Source organism: Vibrio sp. NC2 (assembly GCF_025195005.1).
Taxonomy (GTDB): Bacteria; Pseudomonadota; Gammaproteobacteria; order Enterobacterales; family Vibrionaceae; genus Vibrio; species Vibrio splendidus.
The window spans coordinates 105,385-120,046 of the sequence record NZ_JANVFC010000008.1 but is presented as its reverse complement, the minus strand read 5'-3'; the positions used below and the strand labels follow the sequence as shown (position 1 = coordinate 120,046).

At 45.2% G+C, this 14,662-nt stretch carries 14 protein-coding genes and 1 riboswitch; of the genes, 7 read left to right on the top strand and 7 right to left on the bottom strand.

What is annotated here, in order from left to right:
* Positions 1–65 precede the first annotated feature (65 nt).
* On the bottom strand, positions 66–740 hold the full coding sequence (gene radC, locus NX845_RS12835) for a DNA repair protein RadC (protein WP_026012282.1): 675 nt from the start codon (positions 738–740) through the stop codon (positions 66–68).
* 223 nt (positions 741–963) lie between these two features.
* Here radC and coaBC point away from each other — a divergent pair, with 223 nt between their 5' ends.
* The 3 genes from coaBC to lpxL all read left to right on the top strand — a co-directional run bounded on the left by coaBC (position 964) and on the right by lpxL (position 3,955).
* Positions 964–2,205 carry a bifunctional phosphopantothenoylcysteine decarboxylase/phosphopantothenate--cysteine ligase CoaBC gene (gene coaBC / locus NX845_RS12830; protein ID WP_065606507.1) on the top strand — a complete coding sequence of 414 codons (1,242 nt, stop codon included), beginning with the start codon at positions 964–966 and terminating at the stop codon, positions 2,203–2,205.
* A gap of 139 nt (positions 2,206–2,344) precedes the next feature.
* Positions 2,345–2,935, top strand: a complete 591-nt coding sequence (gene slmA / locus NX845_RS12825; protein ID WP_016768952.1) for a nucleoid occlusion factor SlmA — start codon at positions 2,345–2,347, stop codon at positions 2,933–2,935.
* 39 nt (positions 2,936–2,974) lie between these two features.
* A complete protein-coding gene (gene lpxL, locus NX845_RS12820; RefSeq protein WP_102448470.1) occupies positions 2,975–3,955 on the top strand; it encodes an LpxL/LpxP family Kdo(2)-lipid IV(A) lauroyl/palmitoleoyl acyltransferase in 981 nt (326 codons plus the stop codon).
* A gap of 129 nt (positions 3,956–4,084) precedes the next feature.
* On the opposite strand, the gene pyrE is transcribed toward lpxL, so the two are convergent.
* Positions 4,085–4,726, bottom strand: coding sequence for an orotate phosphoribosyltransferase (pyrE, locus tag NX845_RS12815; protein WP_004735727.1), 642 nt, complete (start codon positions 4,724–4,726; stop codon positions 4,085–4,087).
* A gap of 215 nt (positions 4,727–4,941) precedes the next feature.
* The gene (rph, locus tag NX845_RS12810; RefSeq protein WP_004735726.1) at positions 4,942–5,658 is read right to left on the bottom strand and encodes a ribonuclease PH; all 717 of its coding nucleotides are present in this window, start codon (positions 5,656–5,658) and stop codon (positions 4,942–4,944) included.
* A gap of 283 nt (positions 5,659–5,941) precedes the next feature.
* Between rph and NX845_RS12805 the strand changes: the two genes are divergently transcribed.
* Positions 5,942–6,808: a YicC/YloC family endoribonuclease gene (locus NX845_RS12805; protein WP_029405802.1), complete on the top strand. Its 867-nt coding sequence runs from the start codon at positions 5,942–5,944 to the stop codon at positions 6,806–6,808.
* Positions 6,809–7,119: 311 nt separating this feature from the next.
* On the opposite strand, the gene NX845_RS12800 is transcribed toward NX845_RS12805, so the two are convergent.
* From NX845_RS12800 to NX845_RS12785, 4 genes are all read right to left on the bottom strand, one after another.
* On the bottom strand, positions 7,120–7,332 hold the full coding sequence (locus NX845_RS12800) for a cold-shock protein (protein ID WP_004735656.1): 213 nt from the start codon (positions 7,330–7,332) through the stop codon (positions 7,120–7,122).
* A gap of 470 nt (positions 7,333–7,802) precedes the next feature.
* Positions 7,803–8,435 (bottom strand): alternative oxidase, encoded by a 633-nt coding sequence (locus tag NX845_RS12795; RefSeq protein ID WP_017081678.1) that lies wholly within the window; start codon positions 8,433–8,435, stop codon positions 7,803–7,805.
* Between the two features lie 212 nt (positions 8,436–8,647).
* On the bottom strand, positions 8,648–9,073 hold the full coding sequence (locus NX845_RS12790) for a phosphate-starvation-inducible protein PsiE (protein ID WP_017079068.1): 426 nt from the start codon (positions 9,071–9,073) through the stop codon (positions 8,648–8,650).
* A gap of 234 nt (positions 9,074–9,307) precedes the next feature.
* Positions 9,308–10,678: an NCS2 family permease gene (locus NX845_RS12785; RefSeq protein WP_017080820.1), complete on the bottom strand. Its 1,371-nt coding sequence runs from the start codon at positions 10,676–10,678 to the stop codon at positions 9,308–9,310.
* A gap of 58 nt (positions 10,679–10,736) precedes the next feature.
* Positions 10,737–10,836: riboswitch (purine riboswitch) on the bottom strand.
* Between the two features lie 348 nt (positions 10,837–11,184).
* Between NX845_RS12785 and gmk the strand changes: the two genes are divergently transcribed.
* From gmk to spoT, 3 genes are all read left to right on the top strand, one after another.
* The gene (gene gmk, locus NX845_RS12780) at positions 11,185–11,808 is read left to right on the top strand and encodes a guanylate kinase (protein ID WP_017109197.1); all 624 of its coding nucleotides are present in this window, start codon (positions 11,185–11,187) and stop codon (positions 11,806–11,808) included.
* A gap of 292 nt (positions 11,809–12,100) precedes the next feature.
* Positions 12,101–12,373, top strand: coding sequence for a DNA-directed RNA polymerase subunit omega (gene rpoZ, locus NX845_RS12775; protein ID WP_004735648.1), 273 nt, complete (start codon positions 12,101–12,103; stop codon positions 12,371–12,373).
* A 45-nt stretch (positions 12,374–12,418) separates the two neighbouring features.
* Positions 12,419–14,545, top strand: a complete 2,127-nt coding sequence (spoT, locus tag NX845_RS12770; RefSeq protein ID WP_004735646.1) for a bifunctional GTP diphosphokinase/guanosine-3',5'-bis pyrophosphate 3'-pyrophosphohydrolase — start codon at positions 12,419–12,421, stop codon at positions 14,543–14,545.
* The last annotated feature ends 117 nt before the right edge of the window (positions 14,546–14,662 follow it).

Genomic DNA, 14,662 nt, shown 5'->3' with positions numbered 1-14,662 from the left:
TTAAGGTTCTAAAATGTGGGCGGAATGATAGCAGATTTAACGCAACTAACAACCTAAAATGTGATTCAAATCCATCCGCGTTCTGCAAAAGAGATAACTTCGCCATCTCCAACCACAAAATGGTCGAGAATTCGGATGTCCACCAGCGCCAATGCGTCGGTTAATCTGCGTGTAATTCGCCTATCTGCTTGGCTTGGCTCCGCAACACCAGAAGGATGGTTGTGCGCTAGGATTAATGCTGCTGCATTATGATGAAGTGCCCGTTTCACTACTTCTCTAGGGTAAACTGATGCGGCATCGATGGTTCCTTCAAACATCACTTCATCCTTTATTACCCTGTTTTGATTATCTAGGAACAAGATATAGAAGGCTTCTCGCTGGCGATCGCGCAATATACTCGAAAGATACAACTTGGTATGGCTTGGGCTAGTGAGTGCATCGCCTCGAGATAAAGTTTCGGCCAAATAACGTTGCGTCATCTCTAAAACGGCCTGCAACTGGACATATTTCGCCTGCCCCATCCCTTTATGAGCACAAAACTCAGTCTCGGTTGCAGAAAAAAGTTGGCGCAACGAACCAAAATCTTTGATCAACTTGTCAGAAAGCTCTAAAACGTTCATTCCTTGTGTGCCCGTTCGAAGAAATATCGCTAACAACTCCGCATCACTTAAAGAATCTGGCCCTCGACTCAGTAACTTTTCTCTTGGCATCGACTCAACAGGCATCTTACTTATAGGCATATAAAGGCTATTTAGGGTCATGAATACGATCCGTCAGCTTAATGAGCTTGCCACCAGAGATCCTTTGATAAAGAGAAAAGGAAACGAGTCGCTAGCAAAACCGTGTAATTGATAAGTTTGATAACACCAATTTGATGAGCATCAAGTCTGTTCGAATTCTGCTTCTAGGCACTAATCCTTTGTTCTGATATCGTAAGTCCCAGAGAAATTAAGGAACAGAATCATGCAAACATTGGTTAATCAACTGGATAACGCTGACCTACAAGGCCTAGCTGGGAAAAAAATCCTACTTGGCATTAGTGGTGGTATCGCTGCGTATAAATGTGCCGAACTGACTCGACGCTTAATTGAACGTGGGGCGCAAGTACAAGTCGTAATGACGAATGCAGCCAAGGAGTTCATCACTCCTCTCACCATGCAAGCCGTCTCTGGAAGGCCCGTGTCTGATAGTTTGCTTGATCCTGCGGCTGAAGCTTCCATGGGGCACATTGAGCTAGCAAAGTGGGCTGACTTAGTATTACTAGCACCAGCAACCGCTGACCTGATTGCTCGCATGACGGCAGGTATGGGCAACGACCTGCTGACCACGCTGCTTTTAGCAACCGATGCGCCAGTTGCGGTATCTCCGGCAATGAACCAACAGATGTACAGCCACCCGGCGACTCAAGAGAATATCGCGACGCTAAAACGTCGTGGCTGTGAAATCTGGGGCCCTGCCGCAGGCGAACAAGCGTGTGGTGATGTCGGCATGGGTCGTATGCTAGAACCAATGCAGCTCGTGCACCGTTGCGAAGACTTCTTCCAACCTAAGCCGCTTGCTGGCCGTTCGGTGTTGATTACTGCGGGTCCAACTCGTGAAGCCATCGACCCGGTGCGTTACATTACTAACCATAGCTCAGGCAAGATGGGCTATGCACTGGCTGAAGCGGCCGCTAAACAAGGTGCAACAGTGACTCTAATCAGTGGCCCTGTTTCACTTGCGACGCCAAACAAGGTCACTCGCATTGATGTCGACAGCGCACAACAGATGTTTGATGCCGTTACTGCCAACGCAGCTCAACACGATATTTTCATCAGCTGCGCCGCGGTGGCCGATTACCGCCCTGAGACCATTGCAAACCAAAAGCTTAAAAAGGTCGACGGTAAAGACGACATGACCATTCAAATGGTTAAGAACCCAGACATCGTCGCTTCTGTCGCCTCAATGTCCGAAGGTCGCCCATTTACTGTTGGCTTCGCTGCAGAAACTCAAGATGTTGAGAAGTACGCGCGCGGCAAACTGGAAAGAAAGAACCTCGATATGATTTGTGCTAATGATGTCTCTGTCGAAGGACAAGGCTTCAACAGCAGCAGTAATGAATTGCACCTTTATTGGAAAGACGGTGATAAATCTCTGCCACTGGATAGCAAAGACACACTTGGTTTCCAGATCCTCGATCAGATCCAACAGCTTATTGGTGCATAAACGCACAAATTTGCTCTGACAATCTGCTGACACCTCTCGATTCTGTTGACCTAGGGCTCACAAAACTAGGAAACAGAATTGAATGGTGTTTATAATCCTGCTTCACTCAATCCTCATCTTTAGGAAAGGAAGTAAATAGATGGCTGGTACTCGAAAATCAAACCGTCGTGAAGAAATCCTACAAGCTCTCGCACAAATGTTGGAATCGACCGAAGGTGCTTCTCGTATCACAACGGTAAAGTTGGCCAAGCAAGTCGGCGTATCTGAAGCTGCGCTCTACCGCCACTTCCCAAGCAAAGCTCGCATGTTTGAAGGCCTGATCGAGTTCATTGAAGAAGCGTTGATGTCTCGAATCAACCGCATTCTCGATGAAGAAAAAGACACTCTTGAGCGTATTCGCTTAGTCATGCAGCTTATCTTGGTCTTTTCTGAGCGCAACCCTGGTTTGACTCGTATTTTGTCGGGCCATGCCCTAATGTTTGAGAATGAGCGCCTGCGTGAACGCATCAATCAGCTTTTTGAGCGCATTGAGACTCAACTTCGCCAGATCTTGCGTGAAAGGAAACTTCGTGAAGGGAAATCGTTCCCTGTTGATGAGAAGATCTTAGCGGCTCAACTGCTCGGTCAGGTTGAAGGCAGCTTGAATCGATTTGTACGTTCTGACTTCAAATATCAACCGACAGAAAACTTTGATGCTTATTGGGCACTACTGAGCGCTCAAATTAAGTAGCAATCAAATTAAGTAGCAATCAAATCTTAAGTGATGGTTATGACGACGAAAACTTCTCCGACAAACAGCACGGCACAACACGTTATTACTAAGCCACCTTTTACTCTGGCACTACTCCACCCTAAATACTGGGGAGTGTGGTTCGGTTTTGGGCTATTGGCGCTTATCGTTAATGTTCTCCCTTACCGTATATTATTACTGCTAGGTCGTTCATTGGGCTCTCTTGGGGCTCGCTATGGTAAAAAGCGCGTAGCGGTCGCAACACGTAACTTGGAACTCGCCTTCCCAGACAAGCCTGCAGATGAAGTCGCTGCCATGGTCAGTGAGAACTTTAAGAATACTGGTATGGCGCTGATCGAAACCGGCATTACATGGTTCTGGCCAACGTGGCGTTTCAAGCGAATCCTCGTCGATAAAGACACCCAAACACTACGAACTCACAAAGCCAACGGTAAAGGTGTTTTGTTGTGCTGTGTACATGCCTTGAACCTAGAGATCACTGCGCGAGCAATGGCCGTTCTTGGTATTTCTGGTTTAGGTGTTTACCGCCCGCACAACAATCCAGCTTATGAATTCATTCAATACCGTGGTCGTACTCAGAACGGCAACCGTCTTATCCACCGTAAAGATGTGAAGCGTATGATTCGGGTCCTGCGTCAAGGTGAGATCCTTTTCTATCTACCTGATCATGACTACGGCCGTAACAAGTCTGTGTTCGTGCCTTTCTTCGCTGTAGAAGATGCATGTACCACAACAGGCACCAGTATTCTGGCTTACACCAGCCGATGCGCACTTGTTCCGGGTTCTGGTTTTAGAAATACCGATGGTAAGTATGAAATCATGGCGGATGAGTCCATCGAAGATGACTATCCACGCAAAGATGAAAAAGCCGCGGCCGCTTATCTAAACCGCTATCTTGAGAAAATTATCTTACGAGCTCCAGAGCAATGGATGTGGCTGCACAAACGCTTCAAAACCATGGAAGACCCAGAAATTGAGCGCGGTATTCGTTATAAATAGATAAGAAAGCAGCTCATCCCAATAGAAAAGTAAAAGGCCCGAAAGAGTTATCTCTCTCGGGCCTTTTTGCTTTTTCGATTCTTAACCTAGAGCGCTAAACCATCAGGTTCAACTTCTTCAGTTTACGAATTAGATACCATATTGAGCGCGGTACGCTTTTACAGATTCAAGATGTGCTGCGTCGGTGCCTTTCTCTTCAAGGAAAGTCACAAGGTCAGTCAGGCTAACGATTGAGATAATCGCACAACCGAAGTCACGCTCTACTTCTTGAATCGCAGACAACTCACCTTTGCCTTTCTCTTGACGGTCGATAGCAACAAGCACACCCGCTAAGTCAGCACCGTTTGCTTGGATGATTTCCATCGACTCACGAATCGCAGTACCTGCAGTGATCACGTCATCCACTAGCATGATGCGACCTTCAAGTTCGCTACCCACTAGGTTGCCACCTTCACCGTGGTTCTTCGCTTCTTTACGGTTGAAGCAGTAAGGCGTGTCCACATCGTGGTGATCAGCAAGTGCAACCGCTGTTGTCGTTGCAATTGGGATGCCTTTGTACGCAGGACCAAATAGTACGTCGAACTCAATACCTGAATCTGCCAATGCTGCTGCGTAGAAGCGACCTAAACGCGCTAAGTCACGACCTGTATTAAACAATCCAGCATTGAAGAAGTAAGGGCTCTTACGGCCAGACTTTAAAGTAAACTCACCAAACTTAAGTACTTCTTTCTCTAGTGCAAATTCAATAAATTCACGTTGATATGCTTTCATGTTTTTCCTCTACGTTTATCCAATAAAACTTAATTAACTTAAACTCTTCTTAGTATCTTCTAAGTAGTCGTGTTTTCCGCTAGGCAACAAGCTTACGAAACCCGTGAGCTTACGAGTAGTAAGTGATTCGGGTGAGTAAGCGCAGTTAACAACGCGGAGGGCGCGAATACGACGAAGATAAAAAAATAGCCCCCAATGTGGGAGCTATCAAATGATTAGTCGGCCAACGCAGCTTTCTGCGCTTCGACGATATCGGTAATGCCCTTATTCGCCAGGGCTAAAAGCTGCATCAGCTCTTCGTGGCTGAACGGTTCGCCTTCTGCGGTGCCTTGAATCTCAATCATCTTACCGTCTTCCGTCATTACAACGTTCATGTCGGTATCAGCTGCTGAGTCTTCAACGTACTCAAGGTCACACAGTGCTTGTGCACCAACGATGCCCACTGAAACTGCCGCTACGTGGCCTTTCATTGGGTTCTTTTTCAGTTTGCCGCTTGCTAGTAGGCTGTTGATAGCATCAGCCATTGCAACGCTTGCACCTGAGATAGAAGCAGTACGTGTACCGCCGTCTGCTTGGATAACATCACAATCGACAGTGATCATGATTTCACCCATTACTTTCAGGTCAACAACAGCACGTAGGCTACGCGCGATCAGACGTTGGATTTCCATCGTACGGCCACCTTGCTTGCCGCTCGCCGCTTCACGACGGTTACGAGTGTGCGTTGCACGTGGCAGCATGCCGTATTCAGCCGTTACCCAACCCTTTCCTTGGCCTTTTAACCAACGCGGTACGTTTTCTTCTACCGTCGCATTACATAGAACTTTAGTGTTGCCGAACTCAACTAATACAGAACCTTCAGCATAAGCCGTGTAGTTACGAGTAATTTTAATTGGACGAATTTGATCTACAGCGCGGTCATTTGGACGCATTGGTATCTACCTTATTAACAGTCTGAAGTGATTTACTATCGAAAGAGTGCATCACCTAAGAAAGGGGTGAGACAGTTTTGATTGGGGCAAGATTATATAGCAGTTTATCTTTCAAATCTATTTACCATTCAAAGCGACTTACGACTTAAAGCGACTTGCGACTCAAAGATACTTACCGTGAAAGGCTATTTATCGCGGAAAAGCGACAGGCTTCGGGTGCACCCCGTATCGTGATACTATGCGTGCGCGTTATTTTCAGAATGATAAAAGACAGGAAAATTCGATGATTTATAGTATGACCGCGTACGCACGCAAAGAAGTAAAAGGCGATTGGGGTACAGCAGTATGGGAAATCCGTAGTGTAAACCAACGCTACCTTGAAACTTACTTCCGTATGCCTGAACAGTTCCGTGGTTTAGAGCCAATCCTACGTGAGCGTTTCCGTAAGCGTCTAGCGCGCGGCAAGGTTGAATGTAACCTACGCTTCGAAGCAAACCCAGCAGCAAAGGGTGAACTAAGCATTAACGAAGGTTTGGCTCAGCAGGTGATCAATGCCGCTAACCAAGTTATGACGATGACAGGTGAAGAGAGCCGTTTGAACCCATTCCAAGTCATGAACTGGCCTGGCGTGATGGAAACGCCAGAGCAAGACATGGATGCCATCAACAAAGATCTACTGGAAGCATTTAACGATGCTATTGCAGAGTTCATTGATGCTCGTGCTCGTGAAGGCGAGAACATGAAGGCGCTCATCGTACAGCGCTTAGATGCAATCACTGAAGAAGTCGTGAAAGTTCGTGCACGCATGCCTGAAATTCTAGAATGGCAACGCGAGCGCCTTCTTACCAAATTTGAAGATGCGAAAATTGAGCTTGAAGGTTCTCGTGTTGAGCAAGAACTTATCCTACTTGCGCAGAAGTCAGACGTAGCAGAAGAGCTAGACCGTTTAGACTCTCACGTGAAAGAAGCAAATGTAGTACTGAAGAAAGGTGGCGCTTGTGGCCGTAAGCTAGACTTCATGATGCAAGAGTTCAACCGTGAGTCAAACACACTAGCGTCTAAGTCTATCAGCACAGACATCACAGCATCAGGCGTAGAGCTTAAAGTTCTTATCGAACAGATGCGTGAGCAGATCCAGAATATTGAATAACAGTTTGTCAGTAACACGCTGTGAATAGCCATTAGCTGAATCAGTGTTGATTAGATCAAGATAAGCTCCTAGTTTTAGGGGCTTTTTTTATGGATACAATAATGACAATCAGGATGAGTAAGTGAGCAGGTTGTTACGCAGGAGATTTGTTTGGAGCAAGAGATAGATATAGCTATAGATAAAACAGAGAAACGGATGTAGCAAAGGATTTTAGAATATTTTGAGGGGGTATTACAGGTGGAACTAGAGGGGAAAGATTTAAGGGAGAAAGTGACGCAAGTTGCTAATGCAACTTGCGCCGACTTAAAATCTTATAGAGCTACAACGTTTGCAGCTTGAAGACCTTTTTGGCCTTGCTCTACTTCGAAAGACACTTGTTGGCCTTCTTTAAGAGTCTTGAAACCTTCAGAAGCGATAGCACGGAAGTGAACGAATACGTCAGCGCCGCCGTTGTCTTGAGTTAGGAAACCGAAACCTTTCTCTTCGTTAAACCATTTTACTACGCCGTTTGTTTTGTTAGACATGATGTGTCCCTTATATAAAAATAAAAAATTAATCGCCAAAAGTGCGATGCGCTGAAAGCTTGAATTATTTAATGTATCTATGAAGCCAAGGGAAACACTGAGAATAACAATGAAGCAATACTAAGGGTTTTACTTTACAACTGATGTTTCATTTAATAACTCTGAAAACAGAGCGAGGCCATTCTTGGTGATCTGGGTCGGGTTGTAAAGCTTTATTTGAAAATAATTGATGTTTTTTTGTTCGGTTGACTCAGATTACAGCCCTACTACGCCATTAAGCTCATTTATAACGCTTTGATCTTAAGAAATTTACTCATAGTACGACTCTCTAAGCACTCCCCCTCAGGTAAGTCCGTATTTCTAGTATCCACAAAAAAGCTCAACCCCATCCCAGGTTTGAACCAGTAATTAAGACGACCTTATTTTCTGGTTGTTGAGCTTTATTTGTCATAATTATGTCTTTTTGATGATTAGCACTGATGATCGGGTAAGTCTTGGGTTTTATAGAGATCGGCAATGTCGTGATTCTTATCTCTATGTTTAGCTTCATCTTCCCTTATGCAGAAAAGCACATCCAAAAACGTAGCATTCTCGGGTAAGCGATAATATTTAATCGCAATGTCAGGAGCGGGATGATTGGGCAACGTGCCATCTTGAATTTTCGAGATATATTCGGAGTAACTATTACAAGCTTCCTCTTCAAAATATCCAACGATCCTATGCGCTGTTTTAGATGAGACTAAGTAGATCACGCCATAGATGAGTAGAAAGATGAACTGTAATAGCATCACTAAAATGCGTTCTATAATGGACGGGTTGGTAACGGTAAGGAAAATCATCAAATGCATCCGTTCATTATCCGCTTCGTCCAGTAGCTCTTTGATCCAACCACCATCGTCTTTCATGCGGCGCAGAGCTTTGAGGTGGTTGAACACTCCCGCCACCATGCCCGGCACCGCTGCTATGGTTTCCAACAACATGGCTCGTTTGGCTAAGTGTTTTCCATAAAACAAGTTAAGTGTCTTTTTGAGAAGTCGAGTAACAAGAAGTGCAACCTTTTCGGAGAATATTTCAGGTTTATAATGAGTGCTTTCAAAATGCATAGCGTGTTCCTTATATGAGTCTAATACTTACCAATCAACATTCATGCCAAAACACAAAGCCTTGTACATCAAGGCAAAAACAACAATAAGAGTCTTATTGACAGCATAATAAAAATAATAAAAGAGACACTTTTATGTCTTTTAGACACATCAAGAGCAATAAAAAACCCAGCAACATGGCTGGGCTCTTATTAGCTTATAACCTGATTGATTTACTCATCCGGCTGCTTGGTTCTTAGATCGACATATGGCCAATAATGGTGCCCAACACGAATCAAGAGTGTTGCTGCGGCCAAGATAAATGCCGCTAAAGATAACCAAACGATCAATACCGCATCGAGTTCTTTCATGCCTAAAGTGATGTAACGAGCAATTGCCATCATCGCAATGTAGATGGGGTATCGCACTGGGATCTTACCGTTCATCACAAACTGCTGAACCATCGCCAACACTTCTAAATAGATAAACATCAGCAGAATGTCGGTCAATTGCACTCGGCGTTCAGCGAAGACATGCATGAACTCTTCGACCATCGCAAACAAGGTCGCCAGTGTGATCGCCACCAGCAATACCGCTTCCATAATGTGGAATACTTTTAAAAACGGCTTACTAAAAGATTTAGGTAAGTTAGAAGGCATAGTCACTCTTCAAAAAATAATTAATCCAGTCTCTACAATAGCATGCATCAATATAAGTCGCGTACTGTCAAAGCATCGACTTGGGGATAACGCCATCAATTCATCGGTAACCACCAGGAAGAAGCAAAGGTAAGAAACAACAGATACAAAAATGGCCCCACATTCACTGCAGAGCCATCTATTTATCTTTTACTTAACGACTGCTACTTAACAAACGTTATTTCGCCATTAGGCTTATAGCAGTATCAGGTAAGTTAAGAACACCACACACAGTCCGTAGATAAGCGGATGTACTTCTTTGCGCTTACCTGCCACAACCATCGTGAATGCGTAGCTGATAAAGCCCATCGCCATACCGTTCGCTGGTGAGAAGCTTAGCACTGTGAACATGATGGTAAAGAAGGCTGCAATGCGTGACTCTTTCTTTTCCCAGTTAATCTGACCAAGGCGACCTACCATGTAGATGCCTACCACAACCATCGCAGGCGCGACCATTGCCGCTGAGAAGATAGAGAAGATTGGGTATAGAAATAGAGACACTAGGAATAAGCCAGCCACCATGACTGCCGCTAAACCTGTTTTCGCACCTTGAGAAGAAGCAATACCCGATTCAGAGAACGCAGTGATCGATGTGGTACCGAGAATCGAACCAATCACCGTACCGCCTGCATCTGCCACTAGTGCCGATTTTGCATTTGGCACCTTACCGTCTTTATCGATGATGCCCGCATCGCGGCCCACACCAACAATCGTGCTCAAGCCATCGAAGAAATCGACAATCAAGAAGATAAGTACGATGAACAACAAATCGAACATTTTCTCAGGCGTGAAAGCTGAGAAATCAAAGATAGCGCCAAAGCTGCCCGCCATACTTGGTGGCATAGAAAAAAATTGGTCTGGGATTGGTGCGTTTGATGTGCCCATGAATACATCAGCAAGAATGGTCAGCGCGATAGCAGAAACGAACGAGATGAAGGTTGCTAGTTTAATGTCACGAACCATACAGCCCAATGCGATAAAGATACTCACATAAGCGATGATCACTTTCGGATCGGAGATGTCACCTAAGCCAACCAGTACAAACGGGTTAGAAACAATGATGCCTGCATTCTTAAGGCCTAAGAAAGCAATGAACAAGCCGAGAGACACGGTAATCGCTAGCTTCAAATCTTCAGGGATTGATTCAATCATCGACTTACGGATATTGGTCAACGAGAAAGCGAGATAAAGGATACCGGATAGGAAGATACCAAATAGCGCTTCATTCCAAAGTACCGCGACTGAACCACTTAACAGTAAGCCTTTGAAGAAGCCGTTCATACTCATACCTGGCGCCAGCATGACTGGGTAGTTACCCCAAATGCCCATGATAAGCGTTGCAATAGCAGCAGAAAGAGCCGTAGCCGTAAAGACAGCCCCTTTGTCCATCCCCGGGATGCCACCCAGAATTGCTGGGTTAACCGCCAAGATATAACTCATCGCTAGGAAGGTAATAAAACCTGCGTATAGCTCAGTGCTGATCGTGGTCTTTCTCTCTGAGAGTTTGAACAGGGTGTCAAGCGAGCCAGACGTTTTCTGGGCTTTCAGGGTGGAGTCGGTATTCACAACAAAACCTATGTAATAAATTAAGAAATTTGAGATTCAAATGCTGTGAGAATAGAGGGATCTCTACACTAAAAACTGTAGTCACCAAGGTAGGCTCGGTAGTAGAAACATCTAGTCCATATCACTAGATATATACAGCATTTAATCGTTTGCGCGGATTGTAAGGATTGAGATTAAAACTTCAACAAATTTTGTCGAGATCACATAAAAAAGTGAAGATGACGAGTCATTACATTTATATGAAGATCAGACTGAGGATCATTTGAGAATAAATAACGATCAAGCCAGTTGTTCTCAATCATCTAAATATGCTACTCTTCGCCTCCATTTTTCTGACCTAATTTTCACCAGTTGTCTCTATTGGTTTCACTCGTTATCTCTTTATAGATGTAACCACCGGAACAATTAGTAGATGCACCACCGGAACAAAAATTAGGGTCAGTGCTATCTTTTATAGTGTCGGTTTATCGCCTTCACTCAATCCAACCAACAGTGGAAATATACAGATGGGCATAGGTACTCTTTACATCGTATCTGCACCTAGTGGCGCAGGTAAATCGAGCTTGATCTCAGCAATGCTGGAAACCAATCCAACCTACGCAATGAAGGTATCTGTTTCACACACCACTCGCGGTATGCGCCCTGGTGAAGAGAATGGTGTTCACTACCACTTTGTAGAGAAACATCACTTTGAAGATCTCATCAAGAAGAGTGAGTTCCTAGAGTATGCTGAAGTATTCGGCAACTACTACGGCACTTCACGTGTTTGGATTGAAGAAAACCTAAACCGCGGTATCGATGTATTCCTAGATATCGACTGGCAAGGTGCTCGTCAGATCCGTGAACAAATGCCTCAAGCGAAGAGTGTCTTCATTCTTCCACCATCAAATGGTGAGCTAGAGCGTCGTTTGAATGTTCGCGGTCAAGATAGCGACGAAGTTATTGCGAAACGCATGAGCGAAGCAAAATCAGAGATTTCTCACTATGCAGAATACGATTATGTGATCGTAAATGATGACTTTGATGCAGCCTTAATGGACTTCAGAGCAATCATTCGTGCGGAACGTTTGAAAGAAGATAAGCAAGCAGCTAAATACAGCGGCATGCTTACAGCACTACTAGCGGAATAATCTCTGATACCAATCGTAGTAAACAACTGGTCATTCTAGCTTGCTAAAAAGCCTGATAACGTCGTTATAATTTTTGATTGTAGGGTCACTACTTATCGAAACTCTTTGTCGATTAGAGCTGCCTTGTTCTCAAGCCTTTTTCCGGCGCTTTTTATGATCACTTATTTACTGTGATGGGTATAACTGGATTTTCCATTGAGATAAGTATACGGTGAGCTAGAAAGTCTCTAGTTAAACTTGTATACTTTCTCGTCATATAAAATTTATTAGTTAATTACTATTTGGAGTCCTCATGGCACGCGTAACTGTTCAAGACGCTGTTGAAAAAGTTGGCAACCGTTTCGACCTAGTTCTTATTTCGGCTCGCCGCGCACGTCAAATGCAAACTGGCGGCAAAGATTCACTAGTGCCTGAAGAAAACGATAAGCCGACGGTTATCGCTCTTCGCGAAATCGAAGAAGGTCTTATCACTAAAGACGTACTAGATGCTCGTGAGCGTCAAGAGCAACAAGAGCAAGAAGCGGCTGAACTTGCAGCAGTAAGCAGCATCGCTCACACTCGCTGATAGAATCAACGTCATTCGAACTAATTAACCTTCCGGGCCTTTAATTTGTATCTATTCGATAGCCTCAAAGACGTTGCCCAAGAATACCTAACAGAGCCTCAAATTGAGGCTCTGCGTCAATCTTATGTGGTAGCGAGAAATGCCCATGAAGGGCAAACCCGTTCAACGGGTGAACCATACATAATCCATCCTGTTGCTGTTTCAAGAATCCTGGCAGAAATGCGTCTGGATATCGAAACCCTGCAAGCCGCCCTACTCCACGATGTAATTGAAGATACTGAAGTTACAAAAGAGGAGCTAGAAGCTCAATTCGGCAATACCGTTGCTGAACTGGTTGATGGTGTATCTAAGCTGGATAAGCTTAAATTTCGTGATCGCAAAGAAGCGCAAGCAGAGAACTTCCGTAAGATGGTTCTCGCCATGGTGCAAGACATCCGCGTTATCTTGATCAAATTAGCTGACCGTACTCACAACATGCGTACGCTTGGGGCACTTCGTCCTGACAAAAAGCGTCGTATTGCTCGTGAAACTTTAGAAATTTATTCTCCGCTAGCTCACCGTCTTGGTATTCATAACATCAAGACCGAACTAGAAGAGTTGGGCTTCGAAGCCCTCTACCCTAACCGTTATCGCGTACTCAGAAATGTAGTGAAAGCTGCGCGTGGTAACCGTAAGGAAATGATCCAACGTATCCATAGCGAAATTGAAGGCCGTCTTGAAGAAGTCGGTTTGTCTGCTCGCGTCGTAGGTCGTGAAAAGAACTTGTTCTCAATCTATAACAAGATGAAAACCAAAGAACAGCGCTTTCACACCATTATGGATATCTACGCTTTCCGCGTAGTGGTTGATACCCCAGACACTTGTTATCGCGCCCTTGGCCAGGCTCACAGCTTGTACAAGCCACGTCCGGGCCGCATGAAAGATTACATTGCGGTACCAAAAGCCAACGGCTACCAATCTCTTCATACGTCAATGATCGGCCCTCACGGGGTACCTGTAGAGGTTCAGATCCGTACCGAAGATATGGAGCAAATGGCCGATAAAGGCGTCGCGGCGCACTGGTCTTACAAAGGCAGTGGCTCACGCAGTAGCAATGGGACAACCGCACAGGTTAAAGCACAGCGTTGGATGCAGAGCTTACTTGAGCTGCAACAAAGCGCAGGTAACTCATTCGAATTCATTGAAAACGTTAAATCTGATCTGTTCCCAGATGAGATCTTCGTGTTCACGCCGAAAGGTCGCATCGTCGAACTTCCTGCGGGTGCAACAGCGGTCGATTTTGCTTACGCGGTACATACCGATGTGGGCAACATGTGTGTAGGGGCTCGTGTCGACATGAACCCTTACCCACTCAGCAAATCACTGAAGAATGGTCAAACCATTGAGATCATCAGTGCTCCGGGCGCACGTCCGAATGCTGCATGGCTCAACTACGTGGTGACCTCACGCGCTCGTACTAAGATCCGTCAGGTTCTGAAGACCATGCGCCGTGAAGAGTCGATCACCCTAGGCCGTCGTCTACTGAATCACGCACTTGGTGAACACTCTATTGCCGATATCGGCCAAGAGAACCTCGAGCATGTATTGTCTGACTTACGCCTAGAAAGCGTTGAAGACTTGCTAGCATCGATTGGTCTTGGCGAGCTGATGAGTATCGTCATTGCTCGTCGCCTACTGGGTGATGCTGACGAACTGACTGAAGTGAAAAACAACAGCGATGCGCCTAGGAAGAAACTAGCTATCCGCGGAGCTGAAGGTCTACTACTGACTTTTGCAAATTGTTGTCACCCGATCCCAGGCGATCACATCATTGCTCATGTATCTCCCGGTCGTGGTCTTGTGGTTCACCGCGAAACGTGTCCAAACGTTCGTGGCTACCAAAAAGAACCAGACAAATACATGGCGGTGGAATGGTCTGACGATTACGATCAAGAGTTCACAGCTGAACTTCAGATCGACATCCAGAACCACCAAGGTGCACTAGCAGAGTTAACGAACGTTATCTCGAAAACGGGCTCAAACATTCACGGTATTTCAACCGAAGAACGTGATGGACGCCTGTACACAGTGACTATCTTGCTGACAACCAAAGATCGTGTTCATCTTGCAAGTATTATGAAAAAGCTACGTGTGATGCCACACGCGCTGAAAGTAAAACGTCGTAAGAACTGATTTAAAAGCAGATAAATAAAGCAGATGAGAGATACGAGTCTCGAGATGCGAAGAGCAAAAGCTTTTCACCACCTCAACTCTTCGTATTTCGAGTCTGCTTTAATTTTTTGTACTGCC

Bases quoted from the DNA above. Each gene is read 5' to 3' on its own strand.
- radC (WP_026012282.1), bottom strand. From the start codon at position 740: ATGCCTATAAGTAAGATGCCTGTTGAGTCGATGCCAAGAGAAAAGTTA.
- coaBC (WP_065606507.1), top strand. From the start codon at position 964: ATGCAAACATTGGTTAATCAACTGGATAACGCTGACCTACAAGGCCTA.
- slmA (WP_016768952.1), top strand. From the start codon at position 2,345: ATGGCTGGTACTCGAAAATCAAACCGTCGTGAAGAAATCCTACAAGCT.
- lpxL (WP_102448470.1), top strand. From the start codon at position 2,975: ATGACGACGAAAACTTCTCCGACAAACAGCACGGCACAACACGTTATT.
- pyrE (WP_004735727.1), bottom strand. From the start codon at position 4,726: ATGAAAGCATATCAACGTGAATTTATTGAATTTGCACTAGAGAAAGAA.
- rph (WP_004735726.1), bottom strand. From the start codon at position 5,658: ATGCGTCCAAATGACCGCGCTGTAGATCAAATTCGTCCAATTAAAATT.
- NX845_RS12805 (WP_029405802.1), top strand. From the start codon at position 5,942: ATGATTTATAGTATGACCGCGTACGCACGCAAAGAAGTAAAAGGCGAT.
- NX845_RS12800 (WP_004735656.1), bottom strand. From the start codon at position 7,332: ATGTCTAACAAAACAAACGGCGTAGTAAAATGGTTTAACGAAGAGAAA.
- NX845_RS12795 (WP_017081678.1), bottom strand. From the start codon at position 8,435: ATGCATTTTGAAAGCACTCATTATAAACCTGAAATATTCTCCGAAAAG.
- NX845_RS12790 (WP_017079068.1), bottom strand. From the start codon at position 9,073: ATGCCTTCTAACTTACCTAAATCTTTTAGTAAGCCGTTTTTAAAAGTA.
- gmk (WP_017109197.1), top strand. From the start codon at position 11,185: ATGGGCATAGGTACTCTTTACATCGTATCTGCACCTAGTGGCGCAGGT.
- rpoZ (WP_004735648.1), top strand. From the start codon at position 12,101: ATGGCACGCGTAACTGTTCAAGACGCTGTTGAAAAAGTTGGCAACCGT.